Annotated in this window: 21 protein-coding genes; 3 read left to right on the plus strand and 18 right to left on the minus strand. The window is 35.5% G+C overall.

What is annotated here, in order from left to right; genetic code table 11:
* Nucleotides 1-87: 87 nt before the first annotated feature.
* Nucleotides 88-1,515 carry a DDE-type integrase/transposase/recombinase gene (locus tag NKR20_RS10635; protein WP_253428046.1) on the plus strand — a complete coding sequence of 476 codons (1,428 nt, stop codon included), beginning with the start codon at nucleotides 88-90 and terminating at the stop codon, nucleotides 1,513-1,515.
* A 473-nt stretch (nucleotides 1,516-1,988) separates the two neighbouring features.
* Here the strand turns inward: NKR20_RS10635 and tlp are convergent, their stop codons facing one another.
* The 9 genes from tlp to NKR20_RS10680 form a co-directional block, all read right to left on the minus strand.
* A complete protein-coding gene (gene tlp / locus NKR20_RS10640; protein ID WP_121214901.1) occupies nucleotides 1,989-2,225 on the minus strand; it encodes a small acid-soluble spore protein Tlp in 237 nt (78 codons plus the stop codon).
* A gap of 112 nt (nucleotides 2,226-2,337) precedes the next feature.
* Complete coding sequence (locus NKR20_RS10645) at nucleotides 2,338-2,742, minus strand: Asp23/Gls24 family envelope stress response protein (RefSeq protein ID WP_121214900.1); 405 nt, start codon at nucleotides 2,740-2,742, stop codon at nucleotides 2,338-2,340.
* Between the two features lie 132 nt (nucleotides 2,743-2,874).
* Entirely contained in the window at nucleotides 2,875-3,849 is a 975-nt protein-coding gene (locus NKR20_RS10650; protein ID WP_121214899.1) for an LLM class flavin-dependent oxidoreductase, read from the minus strand.
* 141 nt (nucleotides 3,850-3,990) lie between these two features.
* Nucleotides 3,991-5,364: an acetyl-CoA carboxylase biotin carboxylase subunit gene (gene accC / locus NKR20_RS10655; RefSeq protein ID WP_253426442.1), complete on the minus strand. Its 1,374-nt coding sequence runs from the start codon at nucleotides 5,362-5,364 to the stop codon at nucleotides 3,991-3,993.
* Nucleotides 5,365-5,378: 14 nt separating this feature from the next.
* Nucleotides 5,379-5,888, minus strand: coding sequence for an acetyl-CoA carboxylase biotin carboxyl carrier protein (accB, locus tag NKR20_RS10660; RefSeq protein ID WP_253426445.1), 510 nt, complete (start codon nucleotides 5,886-5,888; stop codon nucleotides 5,379-5,381).
* A gap of 179 nt (nucleotides 5,889-6,067) precedes the next feature.
* On the minus strand, nucleotides 6,068-6,610 hold the full coding sequence (locus NKR20_RS10665; protein ID WP_253426448.1) for a SpoIIIAH-like family protein: 543 nt from the start codon (nucleotides 6,608-6,610) through the stop codon (nucleotides 6,068-6,070).
* Entirely contained in the window at nucleotides 6,607-7,011 is a 405-nt protein-coding gene (locus NKR20_RS10670; RefSeq protein WP_121214895.1) for a hypothetical protein, read from the minus strand. The genes NKR20_RS10665 and NKR20_RS10670 overlap by 4 nt, the downstream gene beginning before the upstream one ends.
* A gap of 167 nt (nucleotides 7,012-7,178) precedes the next feature.
* Entirely contained in the window at nucleotides 7,179-7,316 is a 138-nt protein-coding gene (locus NKR20_RS10675) for a hypothetical protein (RefSeq protein WP_161946751.1), read from the minus strand.
* Nucleotides 7,313-8,224, minus strand: a complete 912-nt coding sequence (locus tag NKR20_RS10680) for a stage III sporulation protein AE (RefSeq protein WP_121214894.1) — start codon at nucleotides 8,222-8,224, stop codon at nucleotides 7,313-7,315. Before NKR20_RS10680 ends, NKR20_RS10675 begins: the two co-directional genes overlap by 4 nt.
* A 122-nt stretch (nucleotides 8,225-8,346) precedes the next feature.
* Here NKR20_RS10680 and NKR20_RS10685 point away from each other — a divergent pair, with 122 nt between their 5' ends.
* Entirely contained in the window at nucleotides 8,347-8,526 is a 180-nt protein-coding gene (locus tag NKR20_RS10685; RefSeq protein ID WP_121214893.1) for a hypothetical protein, read from the plus strand.
* Nucleotides 8,527-8,621: 95 nt separating this feature from the next.
* On the opposite strand, the gene NKR20_RS10690 is transcribed toward NKR20_RS10685, so the two are convergent.
* The 5 genes from NKR20_RS10690 to NKR20_RS10710 form a co-directional block, all read right to left on the minus strand.
* On the minus strand, nucleotides 8,622-8,828 hold the full coding sequence (locus NKR20_RS10690; protein WP_121214892.1) for a stage III sporulation protein AC: 207 nt from the start codon (nucleotides 8,826-8,828) through the stop codon (nucleotides 8,622-8,624).
* 218 nt (nucleotides 8,829-9,046) lie between these two features.
* On the minus strand, nucleotides 9,047-9,604 hold the full coding sequence (efp, locus tag NKR20_RS10695; protein ID WP_121214891.1) for an elongation factor P: 558 nt from the start codon (nucleotides 9,602-9,604) through the stop codon (nucleotides 9,047-9,049).
* Nucleotides 9,605-9,617: 13 nt separating this feature from the next.
* Entirely contained in the window at nucleotides 9,618-10,679 is a 1,062-nt protein-coding gene (locus NKR20_RS10700) for a M24 family metallopeptidase (protein ID WP_121214890.1), read from the minus strand.
* Between the two features lie 16 nt (nucleotides 10,680-10,695).
* The gene (gene aroQ, locus NKR20_RS10705) at nucleotides 10,696-11,124 is read right to left on the minus strand and encodes a type II 3-dehydroquinate dehydratase (RefSeq protein WP_121214889.1); all 429 of its coding nucleotides are present in this window, start codon (nucleotides 11,122-11,124) and stop codon (nucleotides 10,696-10,698) included.
* Nucleotides 11,125-11,164: 40 nt separating this feature from the next.
* Nucleotides 11,165-11,617: a hypothetical protein gene (locus tag NKR20_RS10710; RefSeq protein ID WP_253426451.1), complete on the minus strand. Its 453-nt coding sequence runs from the start codon at nucleotides 11,615-11,617 to the stop codon at nucleotides 11,165-11,167.
* 133 nt (nucleotides 11,618-11,750) lie between these two features.
* Between NKR20_RS10710 and NKR20_RS10715 the strand changes: the two genes are divergently transcribed.
* Nucleotides 11,751-12,686 (plus strand): DUF1385 domain-containing protein, encoded by a 936-nt coding sequence (locus tag NKR20_RS10715; protein ID WP_253426454.1) that lies wholly within the window; start codon nucleotides 11,751-11,753, stop codon nucleotides 12,684-12,686.
* Between the two features lie 203 nt (nucleotides 12,687-12,889).
* On the opposite strand, the gene NKR20_RS10720 is transcribed toward NKR20_RS10715, so the two are convergent.
* The 4 genes from NKR20_RS10720 to NKR20_RS10735 form a co-directional block, all read right to left on the minus strand.
* On the minus strand, nucleotides 12,890-14,029 hold the full coding sequence (locus tag NKR20_RS10720) for a CdaR family transcriptional regulator (protein WP_253426456.1): 1,140 nt from the start codon (nucleotides 14,027-14,029) through the stop codon (nucleotides 12,890-12,892).
* Nucleotides 14,030-14,043: 14 nt separating this feature from the next.
* Nucleotides 14,044-15,357, minus strand: coding sequence for a (Fe-S)-binding protein (locus NKR20_RS10725; protein WP_366519720.1), 1,314 nt, complete (start codon nucleotides 15,355-15,357; stop codon nucleotides 14,044-14,046).
* Nucleotides 15,347-16,762, minus strand: coding sequence for an FAD-binding oxidoreductase (locus NKR20_RS10730; protein ID WP_253426469.1), 1,416 nt, complete (start codon nucleotides 16,760-16,762; stop codon nucleotides 15,347-15,349). Before NKR20_RS10730 ends, NKR20_RS10725 begins: the two co-directional genes overlap by 11 nt.
* Nucleotides 16,763-17,016: 254 nt before the next feature.
* The gene (locus NKR20_RS10735) at nucleotides 17,017-19,587 is read right to left on the minus strand and encodes a vitamin B12-dependent ribonucleotide reductase (RefSeq protein WP_253426472.1); all 2,571 of its coding nucleotides are present in this window, start codon (nucleotides 19,585-19,587) and stop codon (nucleotides 17,017-17,019) included.
* Nucleotides 19,588-19,663 lie beyond the last annotated feature (76 nt).

Consider the following 19,663-nt stretch of genomic DNA (forward strand, 5'->3'; position numbering starts at 1 on the left):
TTTACGCAAAAAAACTTGCCACCCCCTGGATTTTGGTGTTAGTTGAGGTTACCACACACAAAACTACCCAAAAAGGAAGTGACAAGTTTGTACCCTCAATTATTAGCGTATTTAATTGAATTTATCAAGTACCAAGAAAAAATAATTAAAATATTAATGGTGATAATATTTGGTAAGGCTGTTGGAAGTGTGCGTCCTGAACAGCCAATTAATAAAGAATACCGCAAGTTACAAGTTGATAAGTTACCCATTCTGTATCAACCTGAAAAAGCATCCTTTCAGGATTTACTAATCGCCTACTTCCATGAACATGGCAAAGAATTAAAGCCTGTAAGACGACACGCCAAGTCCAAATCAAAAGTACCTGAAAACCTCTGTTGTCCTAAGTGTGGTGCACCTTCCTCGTATTTGTATGCGAATAATGGTGCAAAAGGACAATATCAATGTAAGGTATGTGATTGCTTATTTAATCAAAAAAGTCGCTATCAGAAAGAGGCTATTCTTCGTTGCCCCCACTGTATGAAGACCTTAGAGAAAATTAAAGAGCGAAAAGATTTTCACATTTGGAAGTGTAAAAGTAATCAGTGTTCCTATTATTTATCCAATATAGGTCGAATGAGTAAGGAAGAAAAGACCCGATTTAAACAAGATCCACAGGCGTTTAAAGTGCGTTATATTTATCGTGAATTTTTGTTTGATTATCAACCTTTATCTCCAGCATCACCAGTAAAACCACGTGTAGATTTATCACGGATTCATACGTCATCCCATACACTTGGATTGATTTTGACATACCATGTGAATTACGGTATTTCAGCACGGAAAACAGCAGCGATTATGCAAGACATACATAATGTTTCCATTTCACATCAAACGATATTAAATTACGTGAACAGTGTCTCCATCTTGATGAAGCCCTTCGTTGATGGTTATCCTTATGAACTGTCCGATCAATTTTGTGGCGACGAAACGTATATTCGGGTTAATGGGAAATGGCATTACTTATTCTTTTTCTTTGATGCGGCGAAAAAAGTTATTCTCTCTTACCGTGTTTCGCCTAATCGCGATACATTGTCTGCCATTAAAGCAATCGATGATGTTTTACAAAAGTTCAAGGAGATTCCCGAAAACCTGAATTTAATCGTGGATGGCAACCCCATTTACTTATTAGCACAACACTTTTTCGCACAACATGACATTTGGTTTGATGTGACACAAGTGATAGGCTTAACGAACGAAGATCCAGTGTCAGCCGAATATCGTTGGTTGAAACAAATTATCGAACGTCTAAACCGGACATTTAAAGGGCATTACCGTGCGACAACAGGCTTTGGTTCCGAAGCTGGCTCGGTATCGTTTGTGACGATGTTTGTGGCCTATTTTAATTTCCTTCGACCGCATGCAAAGCTGGAAAAGCGTGTGCCGGTCATGATTCCAGAGTTGGACCAGATGCCACATATGCCAGCACGTTGGACAAAACTGATTGAACTGGCCCAATTGGAGTTAACGAAATAACCGCAGCCTACTTTTTTTAGCAGAGCCCTCAAATAACTACATACGAATGACAATCGGCGTAGCGAACTCTTGACAAACCGAATGGAGAAAAGGTTAAAATTGGTATTTGGCGAGGGTTATTTGGTGTGCCTACTTTTTCCCCTTCGCCCTCAAAAATATGGGCGCAACCTTTTCGGAATGTTTGTCAAGAGCGATTGTCCCCTCGTTCGGAGAGTACTTATCGCCCAATACCTTGTGTTTTTCAATTTTTCATAGAAGTTTTGACACTACCTCAAATCTTTCCTTTTTATATTTTATGATGTTATGTATTTTATTAACAGTGTAAAGTGGCCGTCTAAAAAAAGAGAGTTACTTTTTGCGACGGGGATGGTGGGATATTGGTGCGACCACCGCAAGTAAAATTAATCCAGAATAAAAAAGTGCCCAAAAAGTTTAACTTTTTGGACACCTCATAAAAAAGAGAATAAACTCCTTTAGCATTCTCCTCGTTCGCGAGCAGCTGCTTCATCTTTAATTTCTTCACGTAAACCTCTAACAGCTTCTTTACGTCTTTTATTTTTCGCTTCTATTTTTGCTCTCTCTTCAGGTCCCGCAAAAGCGGCAGTTTCTTCTGCGGCTTCAATATTTTCTAATGTATTTTGAACCATACTTTGTAATTTTTCTACGTTATCTGAACGATCATCTGGTTTTGCATTTCTGCGACGAGCCATAATAACATCCTCCCCTAAAGATATAATTATTACGGTCTTTAGTGTGGATGGTACAACTAATAATATACTAAAAAAAGCCCTTCCATTAAAAGGTAGGGCTTTTTTACGAGGGTTATTCTTCTTCTTTAATTTGTTCAAATTGAATTGCTGTAATATGAACATTTACTTCGTTTGTATTAATGGACGTCATATTATAAATTGCTTGACGAATTGAACTTTGAATATCTTTTGCTACTTTCGGAATAGAAAAACCGTATTTTACAGAACAATAAACATCTATCGCAATTTGTCCATCTTCAGAAATTGTTGCTTTCACACCTTTTGAATGAACCTTTTTACCAAAGCGTTCAGCTACGCCAGATGCAAAATTTCCCCGTGTCGCCGCAACGCCATCTACTTCTGTTGTTGCGATACCTGCAATTACTTCAATTACTTCAGGGGCTACTTCTATTTGACCAAGTTCTTCTTTTCCAGAAGGAGTTGGTTGTACGAAAGCTTTTGTTACTTTCTCAGCCATCTTCTTCATCCTCTCCCACTTTGTAAAACTTTTAGTAGTGACACATTTTACAAAGACTTCTATTTGTTTTCATTATACCATTTTTCATATTATCGTTGTTATCAAAGCTATAATATTATTTACTTTTTTACTCTATTTCCAAACATCAGCCAACAATTGATATGAACGTCTTCTTTTTTCTTGATCATAAATTGCACTATTTATGATAATTTCATCTACTTCACGTTCACTTATTAACTGTTCAAGTTTTTTCTTAACCGTTTGCGGTGAGCCAAAGAAAGTATATTTTAATTGTTGAAGTACTGTTTGTTTTTCGTGTGTTGTCCAAAGACTTTCCATTTCACGAGGAGGTTTTGTTTTCCCTTTTTTTCCTTGAATCATTCCTAAAAATTGTTGGAAAAGTGTACTTGCTAAAAATTCACCTTCTTCATCTGTCTCCCCCACCATTGCATTGATGGCAATCATGACATAAGGTTTCTCTAATACATCAGATGGTACGAAATTTCGTTTATATGTATTTATCGCATCATCTAATAACTCTGGAGAAAAATGACTTGCATATGAATAAGGTAAGCCTAATTTCCCTGCTAATTGAGCACTATATAAACTAGAGCCTAACAACCATATAGGAATATTTAATCCTCTCCCAGGTACTGCAATAACTGGTCGATCAACATCTTCAAAATACTCCATAAGCTCTTCTACTAAACGATCAAATTCGTAGGCGCCACGTTCATCACGTCTTAAAGCTCTTGCAGTTAACATATCAGATCCTGGTGCTCTTCCTAGACCTAAATCAATTCGCCCAGGATACATTGACTCTAACGTACCGAATTGTTCGGCTATCACTAACGGAGAATGGTTAGGTAACATGATTCCACCTGCACCAACACGAATTGTTGATGTTGCTGCCGCTAAATATCCAATTAAAACAGAAGTCGCTGAGCTAGCAATCCCTTGCATATTATGATGTTCCGCTACCCAATAACGATGATAGCCGAGTTGTTCGACATGTTGAATTAAATCCCTACTATTTTGAAAAGATTGTTCAATTGTTTGTCCTTCTAAAACAGGAGCTAAATCTAATACTGATAATTTTGGTAACAAAGTTTGTCCACTCCCTTCTATTTTTAAGTATAAGACGATTTCTCATTTCATTCATTTATTTGCACTTATATATTCGAAAAATCGCATTTTGATAAAAAAAAGAGATTTTCTCAAAAGTATGAGAAAATCTCTTAAAAAGTTTTATTTTGTTACTGCTTCTTTTTTCACGTTTAAAATATCGTTTTCTTCAAGGAATTTCGTATTGAATTTACCTGATTGGAAAACTTCATTATTCATTAAAGCTTGGTGGAATGGAATTGTTGTGTTAATTCCAGGTCCTGAAACTTCGAATTCACTTAATGCACGGTTCATTCTTGCAATTGCTTCCTCACGAGTATCAGCGTGAACAATTAGTTTTGCAACCATTGAATCGTAGAATGGAGGAATTGTATAGCCAGCATATACTGCTGAGTCAATACGTACACCATAACCACCTGGAGTCACATAAGTGTCTACAGTACCAGCTGAAGGCATGAAGTTTTTGTATGCATTTTCTGCATTAATACGACATTCAATTGCCCAACCGTTAATTTTAATATCTTCTTGTGCGAATGGTAATTTCTCACCTGAAGCAATTTTTAATTGTTGTTGAACTAAGTCAACACCAGTAATCATTTCTGTAACTGGGTGTTCTACTTGGATACGAGTGTTCATTTCCATGAAGTAGAATTTGTCAGCTTGGTAGTCGTAAATAAACTCAATTGTACCTGCACCTTCGTAGTTACATGCTTGAGCAGCTTTAACTGCTGCAGCACCCATTTCAGCACGACGTTCAGGAGATAATGCTGGAGATGGAGCTTCTTCAACAAGTTTTTGCATACGACGCTGTACCGTACAATCACGTTCACCTAAATGAACTACATTGCCATGGCTATCTGCTAGTACTTGAATTTCACAGTGACGGAAGAATTCAATGAATTTTTCTAAATATACGCCTGGGTTACCAAATGCTGCAGCAGCCTCTTTTTGCGTAATTTCGATACCTTTCACTAACTCTTCTTCTGTACGAGCAACACGGATACCTTTACCGCCACCGCCTGCAGTAGCTTTAATAATTACTGGGTAACCAATTTCGCTTGCCCATTTTTTACCTGTTTCAATATCTGGAACAATGCCTGTCCCTGGAACAAGTGGTACACCAGCTTCTTCCATTGTAGAACGTGCAACGTCTTTAATCCCCATGATTTTAATTGAATCAGAAGAAGGACCGATAAATTTAATACCAGCATTTTCACAAGCTTCAGCGAAGTCTGCGTTTTCAGCTAAGAAACCGTAACCTGGGTGAATACCATCAACACCAGTTTTTTGTGCTACACCTAATACTGCTGGGAAACTTAAATAAGAATCCTTTGATAATTTTGGTCCGATGCAGTAAGCTTCATCTGCTAATTTTACATGAAGTGCTTCCGCGTCAGCTTCAGAATATACTGCTACAGTTTGGATACCTAGTTCTTTACATGCACGAATGATACGTACTGCAATTTCACCACGGTTTGCGATTAATACTTTTTTCATGATAGAAGCTCCCCTTACTCAGGTTTCACTAAGAATAGTGGTTGACCGTATTCTACTAGTTGACCGTCTTTCACTAGTACTTCTACAATTTCACCTTTAATTTCTGCTTCGATTTCGTTGAATAATTTCATTGCTTCTACGATACATACAATTGTTTCTTCTCCAACTTTATCTCCAACTTTTACATAAGCAGGAGCATCTGGTGATGGAGCTTGATAGAAAGTTCCTACCATTGGAGAAGTAATTTTATGTAAAGATGCATCATCAGCAACTGGTGCAGCAGCTTTAGGCTCTTCTACTTTTTCTTCAGCTTTTGGAGCTACTGGAGCTGGTGCTGGAGCCGCTGCCACTGTACCTTGTTGTACAACAGGAGCTGCTTCTTTCTTAGGAGCAACAACTTCAGTTACTACACCATTACTTTTTTTCAATTTAATTTTAGCACCATCGTTTTCATAAACGAATTCATCGATTGATGAGCCATCCACTAATTTGATAATTTCTCTTAATTCTTGTACTTTAAACATTTGTGTGTACACCCCTTAGGTTTTTAAATTAATTACAAAACCTATTTTATAATTTTTTTTGAACTTTTGAAACAAATAATTTTAATTTTATAAATTTTACGTAAAAAACAGTGCTTTCGTTGCGTAAACGAAAGCACTGCGTAATTTCTGTTATATAACATTATTATATCAATAAACTATTAATTGTAATAATTTGATGAAACACTTACTGATACATCACTTATATCTTCCAACTCAGAGCGTACGATAAAGATAATTTCATTCGCCTGTTGTTTTGAAATTTCATCTGATAATACAGTAACAGCTACTTTCTCATCTTCAACTCGTACTAACGCATCAGAATAACCAAGCGACTCAATTAACATTTCAAGCATTGCTTCAGACGATTCTTGTTCAATTAATGCATTCATTTCATTAAATGCTTCATTTTTCTCCTCAGGTGTGTACTGATCTGAAGCAATTTTTTGAGTAAGCTGCTCTCTTATTTTACTACGTTCGTTACTTTTTTCCATACGCATTTCATCAAATAAATAACTTTCTGAAGTCGTTGTTGTAATTTCTTTGTCATCTACACTTGTTAAAGTTGTTTCTTGTAATGTGTCATCTGTAAAGATTGTTAACAGATCCACATCACGATTAGGTTCAAATACATAGTAAACTGAAATCACAGCCGCTAAACTCAAAAGCGTTAATAACCATACTGTTCTTCTTTTTACTTTCATTGTTCATCTCCTTTACTCTCCATCGGTACAATCATAATTCTGTGAGTAGGCATTTGCATTACTCGACTGATAGTTTCTAAAAGTTTCTGTTGAATGCTTGGGTCAGACGCCCCTTCGGATACAACGAGCAATCCTGATACACTTGGCTTTTTACTTGTTGAACTAAAATCTAGTAAACTATCTCCAGATGTTTTTGTCGTATTTTCATCATAATGGAAGTAAACCTTAACTTGTCCAACACCTTGAATTTGGCTTAATGTTTGTTCAAGTTTTCCTTCAGCTGTTGATGTATCATACTGCTCTCCCTTTGGATCATTAAACGTTACAGAAATGTACGCAATGAACACTATTAATGCAATCGGAATAAAGATTAATTTTTGCTTTGTCCATTTCTTTTCCACCTCACCTCTAACGAGCGCCCCCCTTCCATTCAAGACGCCTAATCAATAGGCGTTTATATAATTAAATGTTTTGTTCAGTAAGTTAAGTAATACAGTCTGTATGGGGTTGCACTGAACAAAGTTTCATGTTTCAACACATTGTATGAAGCTAGTCCCAACAGTATGAATTAAAGTTTAAGAAAATCTAACATTGTTGTAATAAAAATTAGCAGTGTTGCTAGTTTTACATAGACAAGAACATCTTTTTCATCAGCTAAGAGCAATAAACATTTTCCTATTAGAATAATCGCAATTAGTTTGATCAAAAACTTTTCCCCACCCCTAGTTGCATAATGACCATTAGAATTAACCAGATAAATACAAAGGCAATGCCTAGAAGAATTGCAACTGCACAAAGTAGTAATAATGATTTTCCAACATCGTCTAATAGCCCGCTAATGGTTCCACCCGTAAACGGTTCAACAATTGCAGCTAAAAACTTAAAAGTCAATGCATGAATTAATAGTTTTCCTGCTGGGAAAAAAGCGGCAATCCAAAAAGCGGTCATAGCACTAAAGCCTGCTACAGTTGTCGCAGTGGATTGATATTTCTGAAAGATTGAAAATCCTTCAACAATCAGTGAACCAACAATTGGTATTGTTTGTTCAATTACTTTTTTCGCTGGACTTGCAATTGCTTGGTCAATTGTGAAGAAAGCTACACCAGTAAATGATAGAACCGTTACCATAGCAATTAATAAAGCCGTAATCATTGTCATGACGGAGCCGCGAATTAGATCCGATGCTTTCGAAAAACTAATATCTTGAATAAACCTTGTACAAAAATCAAGCACCAGCGCCACAGTGACAGCAGGGATTAAAATATTTTTACAAAGTAACATTAGCATTTCGAATATAAAGAGGATTACCGGACTCCATGCAATAAATGAAAACACCGAATTTAAAACTACTAATAAAGACGTTAATATTGGTGTAACTCCTAAAAAGAAATCTGAAGCAACGTTGACCAATTGTCCCATTAATGAAAATGAATCCATCACCGTTTGTCCGAGTGTTAGTATGAGTACAATAATAAATAACGTGTCAGCCCATTTTTTAAATTTGGGGATAAACGCTTCGAGTACTAAAAATAGTATGGTGTAAGTCATTACTAGAATGATAGATTGTCCAGCTAATTTTAGTGGATCGATAAAAACATTAAGTAGATCATTCATTGTCAAAGCCCCTTACTGAAGCTTTTCTAAAATTGACGAGAAATTCGAAAGTACTTTTGCAAATTCGCTAGTCCAATAAAATAGTAGTACAATTCGTACCGAAAACATCACGAGTTCACCAAATGTTTCGTATTCCTCTTCATCAAATAATGATTGAAAAAACAATCCTATCTGATAAAAAAGTGCAGAGTACACAAGCTGGGTTACATAGGGCACTGATGAAACATATGAAAGAAGCTGCTCTACGAATGGAATGGCGAGCACCGACAGTAAGAAATATAGTAGTACGAAAAAGAAAATGATAACAAATAGTCCGTGTAGTTTATGGATCGTTTCCTTAATGAATATTAGAAGTAAAATTAGGATTACGGCATACATTAAATAGTTCATAGGGTACCTAGCTTAAATTGAGCCATTGGAAGAATGTCAAGATATCGTCAAAGAAAAGCCGTAAAAATCTTATTAGTTCTGCAGTTATATATAGGTATGCAATAAAAAATAGAAAAAATGAAAATTCCTTTTTGCCGATTTGCTCAAAGAAAACATGAAGTAAAGCAATGATGAGCCCTACCCCAGCTACTCGCAAAACGTCCGATAACTCCATTACGACGCCTCCTTGTGTAAGGCAATATATGAGCTTGTTCAACTAAATAGACCTGTCCAAACTAAAAAAGCCATCTATTTTTTTAGATGACTGGTTAATAGTTAAATTCTAGAATACGAGCGCTTCATAGTTATTAACTTTTAAAATAATATTTTCTAAATACGCAAAAAATAAAAACAGTAATAAACAAAATTTGTTTATCACTGTTTTTAATAGTATTATGCACGAGATACGTATGATCCGTCAGTTGTATTGATAATAAGTTTATCCCCTTCATTAACGAAGAATGGAACTTGAACAACTAGTCCTGTTTCCATTGTAGCTGGTTTAGAACCACCTGAAGCAGTATCACCTTTAATACCAGGTTCAGTTTCTTTAACTTCAAGAACTACTGTATTTGGTAATTCTACACCTAGCATTTCACCTTGGAATGATTGAATATAAACTTCCATATTTTCAAGAAGATATTTTAATTCATCTTCAATTTGAGCACTTGCTAATTCTGTTTGTTCGTAAGATTCCATGTCCATGAACACGTGAGAATCACCTTGTGCATATAAATATTGCATTTTACGGTTATCAATTTGAGCCTTTTCTACTTTCTCACCAGCACGGAATGTTTTTTCTGTTACGTTACCGTTGCGTAAGTTACGTAATTTTGAGCGTACAAATGCCGCACCTTTACCTGGTTTAACGTGTTGGAAATCTAAAACACGATATAACTGGCCGTCAATCATAATTGTTAAACCAGTACGAAAATCGTTTACTGAAATCATGAGTTTTCCTCCATTACAAAATAATTAATTCCTTTTTCGAATGCGTTAATTTTTCATTACCTGTTTCTGTGATTAAAACATCGTCTTCAATACGTACTCCACCGATTCCTGGTAAATAAATGCCTGGTTCGATTGTCACAACCATATTTGGTTCTAAAACCGTTTCAGAACGCGATGAAAGTGCTGGTCCTTCATGTACTTCTAAACCGATACCGTGACCAGTAGAATGTCCAAATGCTTCGCCATAACCTTTGGAAGTTAGGTAATCACGAGCAATGGCATCCGCTTCGATTCCAGTCATACCAGGTCCAACTTTTTCTAAAGCAAGCAGTTGAGACTGTAATACAGTATTGTACATTTCAATCAATTGGTCAGACGGTTGCCCAACTGCAATTGTACGAGTTATATCAGAGACATAGCCATTGTATAATGCACCGAAATCAAGGGTTACAAAATCACCTTTTTCTATCGTCTTGTTTGTTGCAACACCATGTGGAAGAGCGCTACGCACACCACTTGCAACGATAGTGTCAAAAGATGACGCCTGTGCACCTTGTTTACGCATGAAAAATTCCAATTCATTCGACACTTCAAGCTCAGTTTTTCCTGGCTTAATAAACTCTAAAATGTGAGTAAATGCTTGATCTGCAATTTCACATGCAACCTTAATAATATTAATCTCTTGTTCGTTCTTTATCAAGCGAATTTTTTCAATTAACCCAGAAAGAGGTACTAAGTTAGCTTTTAATAAGGACTTATAATTTTCATAAACCCCGTATGTCATAGTATCTTTCTCAAAACCTAACGTTTTAATCCCCATTTTTTCAACTTGATTTGCTACTTCTTTAAACAGAATACCTTCGTGTTGGACAATTCGGTAATTTTGTACTTGTTTTTTTGCCTGCTCTGTATAGCGGAAATCTGTAATAAAAACTGCATCATTTTGAGAAACAATTGCTACTCCTGCTGTTCCTGTAAAACCTGTCATATAGCGGCGGTTATATTGATTTGTAATTAAAATCGCATCAACATTTTCGTCAATCAACGCTTTACGTAATTTTTCAAGTTTAATCATAAAAAACATCCCCTTTTTATTGTTGTAAAAACTTTCTTAGGGCTAATTCATACCCGAATGTCCCCAACCCTGTAATTTGACCAACACATTCTGCTGCAAGTTTCGATTCATGTCGAAATTCTTCACGTTTATGTATATTGGATATATGTACTTCTATAACTGGGACATTTATAGCAGCAATGGCATCACGTAAGGCGATACTAGTGTGAGTATAGGCACCGGGATTAAAAACGATGCCATCCACCCCACTATCCTCCGCTTCATGAAGCCAGTCGATCAACTCGCCTTCATGATTTGATTGTTTAAATTCTAGATTTGCGTTAAATTGTGCAGCTAGAGTAACACATTTATTTTTTACATCTTCTAACGTTTCACTGCCGTAAATTTCAGGCTCCCTTTTGCCTAATCTATTTAAATTTGGACCGTTTAATACTAATAGATTCATAGCGTGATTCTCCTTTTTTAACGAAAATTACCACCTTTTTTTATTTTATCACAGAGTCTTTATACGGCAACTTATTTCGTTCACCATGCGCTCTGTAATGATACGCAGCAGTTTCGAAAACAAATCGTGCTGTAATAACAACTACTACCATAAACGGAATCGATAATTTTTTAAATGATGATAGTTCTGCAGGTAAATCAAAAATTACCCATTCAACAATAAGAGCTAATACTGCACCGATTACGAGAGACGTGAAAAAATGCGGTACAAGGGCTACATATTGCATGATAAAATATAAAATGAGGGTAATAAGGAAAATCATAATGATTAAAAATAGCCATTTAATCGACCAATGATTGTGAACTAATATCCCCCATTCCTTTGTGTAACCGACAGGACTCCATTTAATAAAATGAAATAGTGATAAAAGTTTTAATGACAATGTCAGAAAAAGAGCAGCAAAAATACTCGTGGTTACTGCTAAGTAAATCATTTTACAACACCTCTTTTTCCATAAGTTTCGCCATTAACAAAATTCATTATACGCTTGGGTAGAGGTTTTGGAGAAAATTTAGTACAATAGTATAGTTACAAGTTTTATATTTTGAGAGAGTGGTGTACATAAATTGAGTAATCAAGCACCTGTTTATGGTGGACAAGCACTTTTAGAAGGTGTAATGTTCGGAGGAAAAGACCATACAGTTACAGCTGTACGTAGAAATGATCAATCGATCGAATATTATTATGCTAAAAAACCCAAAAAACCGATTTTTCAAAAGTTAAAGAAAATCCCATTCATTCGCGGTGTAGTTGCGTTAATCGAATCATCTGGTTTAGGTGCAAAACATTTACAATTTGCAAGTGAACGTTATGACATGGATCCCGGTGAAGAAGAGGAATCTGAAGGTGAAATGTCAAAACTTCAAATGATATTAGGTGTAGCAGTAGTTGGGGTTATTTCATTTTTATTTGGAAAATTCGTCTTTACATTGGTACCTGTATTTTTAGCTGAATTATTTTCTCCATGGGTAACAGGTAAATATCCACAAATATTTTTAGAAACTGGCTTCAAACTAATTTTACTACTTGTTTATTTATATATTATCTCCATGACACCACTAATAAAAAGGGTTTTTCAATATCATGGAGCTGAACATAAAGTTATTAATTGCTACGAAAACGGGCTGGAACTAACAGTCGAAAATGTTCAAAAACAATCTCGTTTACATTATCGTTGCGGATCAAGTTTTATTTTATTCACTGTAATCATTGGTATGTTTGTGTACTTCTTCTTTCCAACAGATCCATTATGGTTACGTTTAGTCATTCGAATATTATTAATTCCTGTTGTACTTGGTATTTCCTTTGAAGTACTTCAGATTACAAATGCATTTAGAGAAATTCCAGTATTAAAGTATCTTGGTTATCCAGGTTTATGGCTTCAATTATTAACTACAAAAGAACCAAAAGATGAAATGGTAGAAGTAGCTATTGCCTCATTCAACAAATTGCATGAAGTTGAAAAAAATCCAGAAGTGGCAATGGAATTACATCACGACTAAAAATAAAGTAACAGGGACTCATGAATGACGATGAGTTCCTGTTTTTTATTGATGCTAAATGCTAAGTTGATTTTGGCACGGTAAAACACTATTCCCTTATAAATCATAAAATACCTAACACTGAACAAATGCAATAAAAATGGGGTGATCCAAAAGTCAAAACTTTTTGGCCACCCCGTTTTTCCTTACTCAATATCTCTTATTTAGATAAATAAATTGCTTTTCCTATATAAATAAATTGCTAGATTTAGATCTAATTTATTTTTACTTTTAGTTAAATCCACGTTTAATAAATTTTCTATTTTCTTTAATCTATATATCAGCGTGTTTTTATGAATATGAAGGTCATTAGCAATTTCTTGTAATGAGCTATTACTATTTAGCCACTTTTCAAGATTTAATAGCAATTCTTCATCTTTTATTATTGGTTTAATTGTGCGCTCAATAAAAGTTTGAATTTTATATTCATCAATATCGGACAACAATAATTCAATCGTTAAGTCTTCTTCAAAGATTAGCTCTGCACCCTCTGAAATAGCAGTTGACAAGGCGATAAGTGATTTTTTATAGGACTCATGTAAATTATAAAAATCTTCGCAATTTCCAACACCAATATGAAGTTCTGTCTTATATCTTGTTTCTATATTTTTTATTAAGGTTAACAGCCCATTTTTCAATTGTTCTCTAGAAACTTTAGGAATGAGCATTATTAATTTATCAAAACTCCATTGCGCAATTCGTAGCTTTGGATGAATGGTTTGAACACTTAATAAATAATCTATTTCATGATATTCAAACCTACGATCAACCTTTACGATTACAATTCGGTTATAAACTTCAGGGTCAATACCCATAACTTCAATTCTCTGGGCCAATATGTCCTTTTCGACTCTACCATTCAATAAATCTAACAGTAAAAACTCAAACATTCTTGCATCGCGTTCTTTTTCTTGTCGGGCAAGAAAATCTTCAACGAACAATTCCGTGATTCTTTGAACAAGTTTCCCATATTTTTCAATTTCTGATGGTTCCCCAGTAACACCAATTACCCCGATTGGTGTGTCTTCAATGATTAAGGGCATTACCATTCCTTCTCGAACACCTTTTAGCGTTTTCGACAATTCATATGTCATGATTGTGACTTCTTTATTTTTCATTGCAAGAAGAGAACCTTCATGAAACTGATTAATTCGGGCAATTTCAGTACTAGCAATGATAAACCCATTATGATCAATTATTACGACATCCTGATCAATTAATTTCTTTAATTCTTCTACAATTTTTGTACCAATCTTCTGTAAATCAAACATCATTTTCCCCTTAAAAATAGTAGTAATCATCATTGCTAGTTCTTCTATTAGACAACCCTATGAACTTGTTCATAAATTAACTCTACTATGTGCAATGCTCTCATTTTACTAGATAAACCTTCTTTGGCAATGCCAGCTTTCATCTGCATTAAACACCCTGGGTTAGAAGTAACAAGTATGGATGGGTTCACTTCTTTGACGTAGCCCATCTTCGTATTTAAAATATTGCTTGCCATCTCAGGCTGTAATAGATTGTAAATACCTGCAGAACCACAACAACTATCTGCTTTTTTCATTTCTCTATATTGTATACCAGGTAAGTTTTCCAAAATCCTTCTTGGTTGCTCGAAAACTTTGTTCACATTTCGTAAGTGGCATGAATCTTGATACGTTGCAATCACTTTTGACTCTGATAAAGGTAGCGACTTTAAATAATCAATTATTCCCAAGTTAATTAGTAAGGAAGAAATATCAATTAGTTTGTTACTGAAACGTCTCGCTTTTTCAGCAAAGTCAGGATTGTCATGTAAATGTTTTTCATATTCTGACAAAAACGCACCACAACCACCAGCATTATTTACAATATAGTCAAATTCATCACTATCAAAGGCTTGTACATTAATCTTTACATTATTTAAACCTTTTTCTAGCTCTCCACTATGGCCATGTAAAGCACCACAACATTGTTGCTCTTTTGGAATCACTACTTCTGCCCCAAGTAATTTTAATAATTGAACGGTTTTATCATTAATTTCTTGAAAAAGTGATTCCATTAAACAACCAGTAAAAAATGCCACTTTTATTGTTGATGGCTTCACAGGAGTAAGTTCTTCTACTTTTCTCGGTACTTCCGGCAGTGCTTTTTCCATCTCATTTAAAAATGGTGGGAATAACTTGAGGAAGCCTATTTTTCTAGTAACCTTTTGTAAACCTGACTTTTGATAGAAGTGAACTAATTTTACTACCTTATTTAAATCTTTCTTTTCTGCAAATAAGTGATTAAAGGTAATATTTCGAACAGTTTTCTCTAATCGCTTTTGTGGTTTTACTTCTTGAATCGCTTCTTTTGTTTGCTCAATTAACGCACCATACTGTACTCCAGCAGGACATGCAGGTTCACACGCACGACACCCTAAACAAAGGTTGAAAGATTCTTCTATGGATGTATCCCATTCCACTTTCCCTTCTCTAATTGCCTTCATTAATGCAATTCTTCCCCGTGGTGATTGGGCTTCATCTTGTTCTGTATGAAGATACGTAGGGCAAGAAGATAAGCAAAAACCACATCTCATACAATCAAGTAATAACGCTTCATCTACATGTTGTTCAAATGATTCTTTCATAAGTAATTTAACGGACACTTTGTAACACCACTCTCTTTTTTGTTTCCTTTGCAAATACTTTACCTGGATTCATGATGTTGTTCGGATCAAAAGCTTTTTTAATTCCTTTCATAATATTTAATCCTGCTTCTCCAATCTTCCATTCGAGATATGGTGCTTTCATTTCCCCAACTCCATGCTCTCCAGTTATTGTGCCTCCAAGCAATAAAGCTTCTTCAAAGATTTCACTAAATGCTAACTCAACTCGATTTAATTCATCTTGGTCACGAACATCTGTTACACATGTAGGATGCAAATTCCCATCCCCCGCGTGACCAAAAGAAGCAATCGAAAGGTTATATTTTTTTGCGATTTCGTCAATTTTATTTACCATTTTTGCAATTTCAGATCGAGGTACAGTTGCATCCTCTAAAATCGTTGTTGGTCTCAATCTCGATAATGCAGATAAAGCGACACGACGAGCTGTTTTTAACTTATCCGCTTCCGCTTCGTCATTTGCTATCTTTGTGAAAATTGCTCCATTCTCATTAGCAATTCTTGTCATTTCATTTACGTCATGTTCTACTGCAGCAAGGTCTCCATCTTGCTCAAAAATGAGCATCGCCTCAACTTCAGTAGATAAACCTATCTTCATAAATTGCTCAACTGCTTCGATTGTTTTTTTATCAAGAAATTCTAGGGTAACAGGAATAATTTTATTGGCTATAATGCTTGATACTGTTTTGGCACTAGCCTCTAAAGAATTGAAATAGGCAATTCCAGTCATTTTCGTCTTTGGTAATGGTACAAGCTTTAAAATGATTTCTGTGATGACAGCTAGTGTACCTTCTGAACCTACTAATAAAGCAGTTAAATCATACCCTGCTACATCCTTTGCTAATTTTCCTCCCGTTTTTAGTATCTCTCCGTTCGGCAATACTGCTGTAAGCCCTTTCACATAATCCTTTGTGACACCATATTTGAGCCCGCGCAATCCCCCAGAATTCTCACAAATATTCCCACCAATCGTTGAAATTTTCATCGAACTAGGATCTGGCGGATAAAAAAGATTTTCTTTTTCCACAAAGCTACAAATATCAGCAGTAATGACACCAGGTTGAACGGTGATCGTTAGATTTTCTTTATCGAAATCTACTATTTTATTCATATGATTAAATAGCAGTACGACACCACCACTATTCGGAACAGTACCAGCTGCTAAATTCGAACCCGATCCTCTTGGAACAATCGGAATCTTATGCTCATTACAAATTTTCACAATTTCAGATACTTCCTCAGTGTTTCTAGGAGACAGAACACAGTCAGGTAAAGCTTGATAGTTTGCAGTTGCATCATATGAATACGCTAGTAACTGCGCAGTTGTCATTTTCACATTTTTCTCACCAACTATATTTATAAATTCTTGTATGATGTGTTGATCCATTACATTCACCTCAATTGAATATCATTTTAATAATTTTATAATTTAGAAAACTCAAATTATATGTACGGTTATGCTAAAAAATAAGAATTTAACATAAAATTTTTGTACTATATGCACAAAAAGGGACTCTTGATATTCTCACCCTTCTCTAACCCATGTTCTTCTTTAGACATTACATAAAAAAACACCCTTTTAGACGAATTTAATCTAAAAGGATGTTTTAAATGAGATTATTTTAAGTTTTCACTAATTTTTTATAAACCACATTTTAGTTGTGCTCCACAACCTGTACATGTGTTACAGCCACCTAATTCTTCAACAGTACCTTGTCGGCAAACCGGACAAGTATTCCCTACTTCTGAACCGATTGTCACATTCGTAGATGTTAGTGGCGCAATCGTATCAACCAATACAACTGGCTTTTCCTTCACTTTTTCTTCCAATACTTCTTCAAATGCTAATTGCTCATCATGTGAAGATTCAGCTTTTAATGTCAGTACTTGTGAATCACGACTTCCATCAACGTAAACCGTACCGCCCTTCGCACCACCTTTGTATAAGCGTTCATATACTTTTTGAACTTGCTCAACAGTATAACCCTTTGGAGCGTTCACAGTTTTAGAAATTGACGAGTCTACCCAACGTTGAATTACACATTGTACATCCGCATGAGCTTCAGGCGTTAATTCCATAGAAGAAATGAACCAGTGTGGTAAATTGTTTTCATCTGCATCTGGATGCGCTTTTAAGTATTCTTGTACAATTTCAGCTTTCACTTCAATAAACTTACCTAATCGACCTGAACGGTAATATACGAAGGAGAAATAAGGTTCTAAACCAGTAGCAACACCCACCATTGTACCAGTTGATCCAGTAGGTGCAACCGTTAATAAATGAGAGTTACGAATACCGTTTTCTAGTACTCCTTGGCGAACATGTTCAGGCATTTGTTGCATATATCCTGTATTCACAAAGGCTTGTCTTAAACGATTAGTTTCTTCCTCTGTTTCACCTTGTAAGAATGGGAAGCTTCCGCGTTCTTTTCCAAGTTCAATAGAAGATTCATACGCTGTGACAGCAATTGTTTCAAAGATTTTATCAACTAACTCATTACCTTCTTGTGAACCATATTCTTTTTCACAATAAATAAGCAAATCTGCTAAGCCCATAACGCCAAGACCAACACGACGTTCTCCTAAGGCTTGCTTACGATTTTCCTCTAAGAAATAAGGTGTTGCATTAATAACGTTATCTTGCATACGTACACCAATTCTTACAGTTTCTTTCAATGATTCGAAATCAACAGTTTTTGACTCTTTTTGAGCAAATTGAGCTAAGTTAACAGCTGCTAAATTACATACTGAAAACGGCGCAAGTGGCTGTTCTCCACATGGATTTGTTGCTACAACCTTTTGCCCGTAAGCACGTGCATTTGTCATGTCATTCGCATTATCAATGAAGAAAATACCAGGTTCTGCGGCATAAGTTGCACAAATATTAATTAAATTCCAAAGTTCTCGAGCTTTAATTTTACGATATGTGCGTACTCTGTAACCTAGAGCTTCCCATTCACGAACATCCCCTACTTCATGCCACTTTTCGTTATAAATGGCCATTTCTTCAGGAGTATAGTTTGCAACATCTGGGAAACGTAGTTCGTACTCCTCATCATTTTCGACTGCTGCCATAAATTCTTTTGTTAAAGTAACTGAAATATTTGCACCAGTTAAAAATTCTGGATTGTGAACACTATATGTTCCACCATCTCGAAGTTTCGATTCGGCATCCTTAATAATTGCTTCACTGAAACCACCAAGGCCAGGTATATTTTTATAATTTACAATACCTTGGTACATCGCTTCTTCTTGCTGTGTTAATGGCTTAAATTTCAGCTTTTCTTGAGCTAAGCGGGTAATAAGCTCATCTTCTGTATTTTCAATTAAATAGCGAAGAATACGTGGATTTTGCATTTTTGAAATAATAAATTCAACGATATCTGGGTGCCAATCTGCCAACATAATCATTTGTGCTCCACGTCTTGAACCACCTTGCTCTACAAGATGTGTTAACTTAGCAATATCGTCAAGCCATGATACTGAACCACTAGATTTTCCATTTACACCGCGTGCAAGTGTGTTACGAGGGCGTAATGTAGAACCATTTGTACCTACTCCGCCACCACGACTCATAATTTCCATAACTTGTTTACGATGATCACTTATCCCTTCACGGCTATCAGGGACAAAAGGCATAACATAACAGTTAAAGAATGTTACATCTGTTTGTGAACCAGCTCCGTACAACACTCGTCCAGCAGGGATAAATTTCAATGAAACAAGTTGCTCATAGAATTTATTAAACCATTTTTCTCTATTTTCATCTGTTTCTTCAACAGAAGCTAACCCTGTTGCATTACGTTTTGCGATTTGTTCATAAAAAACTTCTAGAGGCTTTTCAATAACGTCTAAGGACCTTACAATAATGCCTGTATTTTGTTCTTTAGAATCATCTAGTACGTGACGGTATTCTTCCTCGATTAAAATTTCAGCTTTCTTTGCTTCAAAATCAATTGAGCGAATAAACCCTAATCCACGTGCAGGAAATTTTGGATCTTCCTTAATAGTTAATACTACAAAATCTCCAGGCTTTAATGTCTTCTTTTCTGTATCCTTAAACGAATAGCGGTCAATCATCACCAATCTTGACACGCCTTTATGAGTTATATGCATGTCCTTTGTAATTGGATGAACTTGGGGGAAATTCTCGATGTCATTATTAAGTTGCTCTATGAGGATGGTTGTTTGTGTTTCATTTACCATTACCATCTGCCAGCCTCCTTGCTATTAATACATCTAGTATGATTTACACTCAATAACCACACAATATATTGTGCTTCTATCA

Source organism: Ureibacillus endophyticus, assembly GCF_024159215.1.
Classification (GTDB): Bacteria; Bacillota; Bacilli; order Bacillales_A; family Planococcaceae; genus Ureibacillus; species Ureibacillus endophyticus.

Coding starts and splice junctions, on each gene's coding strand:
- NKR20_RS10710 (WP_253426451.1), bottom strand. CDS start 11,617: ATGATTTACTTAGCAGTAACCACGAGTATTTTTGCTGCTCTTTTTCTG.
- accC (WP_253426442.1), bottom strand. CDS start 5,364: ATGAAAAAAGTATTAATCGCAAACCGTGGTGAAATTGCAGTACGTATC.
- efp (WP_121214891.1), bottom strand. CDS start 9,604: ATGATTTCAGTAAACGATTTTCGTACTGGTTTAACAATTATGATTGAC.
- NKR20_RS10700 (WP_121214890.1), bottom strand. CDS start 10,679: ATGATTAAACTTGAAAAATTACGTAAAGCGTTGATTGACGAAAATGTT.
- NKR20_RS10735 (WP_253426472.1), bottom strand. CDS start 19,587: ATGGTAATGGTAAATGAAACACAAACAACCATCCTCATAGAGCAACTT.
- NKR20_RS10645 (WP_121214900.1), bottom strand. CDS start 2,742: ATGGCTGAGAAAGTAACAAAAGCTTTCGTACAACCAACTCCTTCTGGA.
- NKR20_RS10730 (WP_253426469.1), bottom strand. CDS start 16,762: ATGGATCAACACATCATACAAGAATTTATAAATATAGTTGGTGAGAAA.
- NKR20_RS10685 (WP_121214893.1), top strand. CDS start 8,347: ATGTTTCGTATTCCTCTTCATCAAATAATGATTGAAAAAACAATCCTA.
- NKR20_RS10665 (WP_253426448.1), bottom strand. CDS start 6,610: ATGAAAGTAAAAAGAAGAACAGTATGGTTATTAACGCTTTTGAGTTTA.
- NKR20_RS10690 (WP_121214892.1), bottom strand. CDS start 8,828: ATGGAGTTATCGGACGTTTTGCGAGTAGCTGGGGTAGGGCTCATCATT.
- aroQ (WP_121214889.1), bottom strand. CDS start 11,124: ATGAATCTATTAGTATTAAACGGTCCAAATTTAAATAGATTAGGCAAA.
- NKR20_RS10720 (WP_253426456.1), bottom strand. CDS start 14,029: ATGATGATTACTACTATTTTTAAGGGGAAAATGATGTTTGATTTACAG.
- accB (WP_253426445.1), bottom strand. CDS start 5,888: ATGTTTAAAGTACAAGAATTAAGAGAAATTATCAAATTAGTGGATGGC.
- tlp (WP_121214901.1), bottom strand. CDS start 2,225: ATGGCTCGTCGCAGAAATGCAAAACCAGATGATCGTTCAGATAACGTA.
- NKR20_RS10680 (WP_121214894.1), bottom strand. CDS start 8,224: ATGAATGATCTACTTAATGTTTTTATCGATCCACTAAAATTAGCTGGA.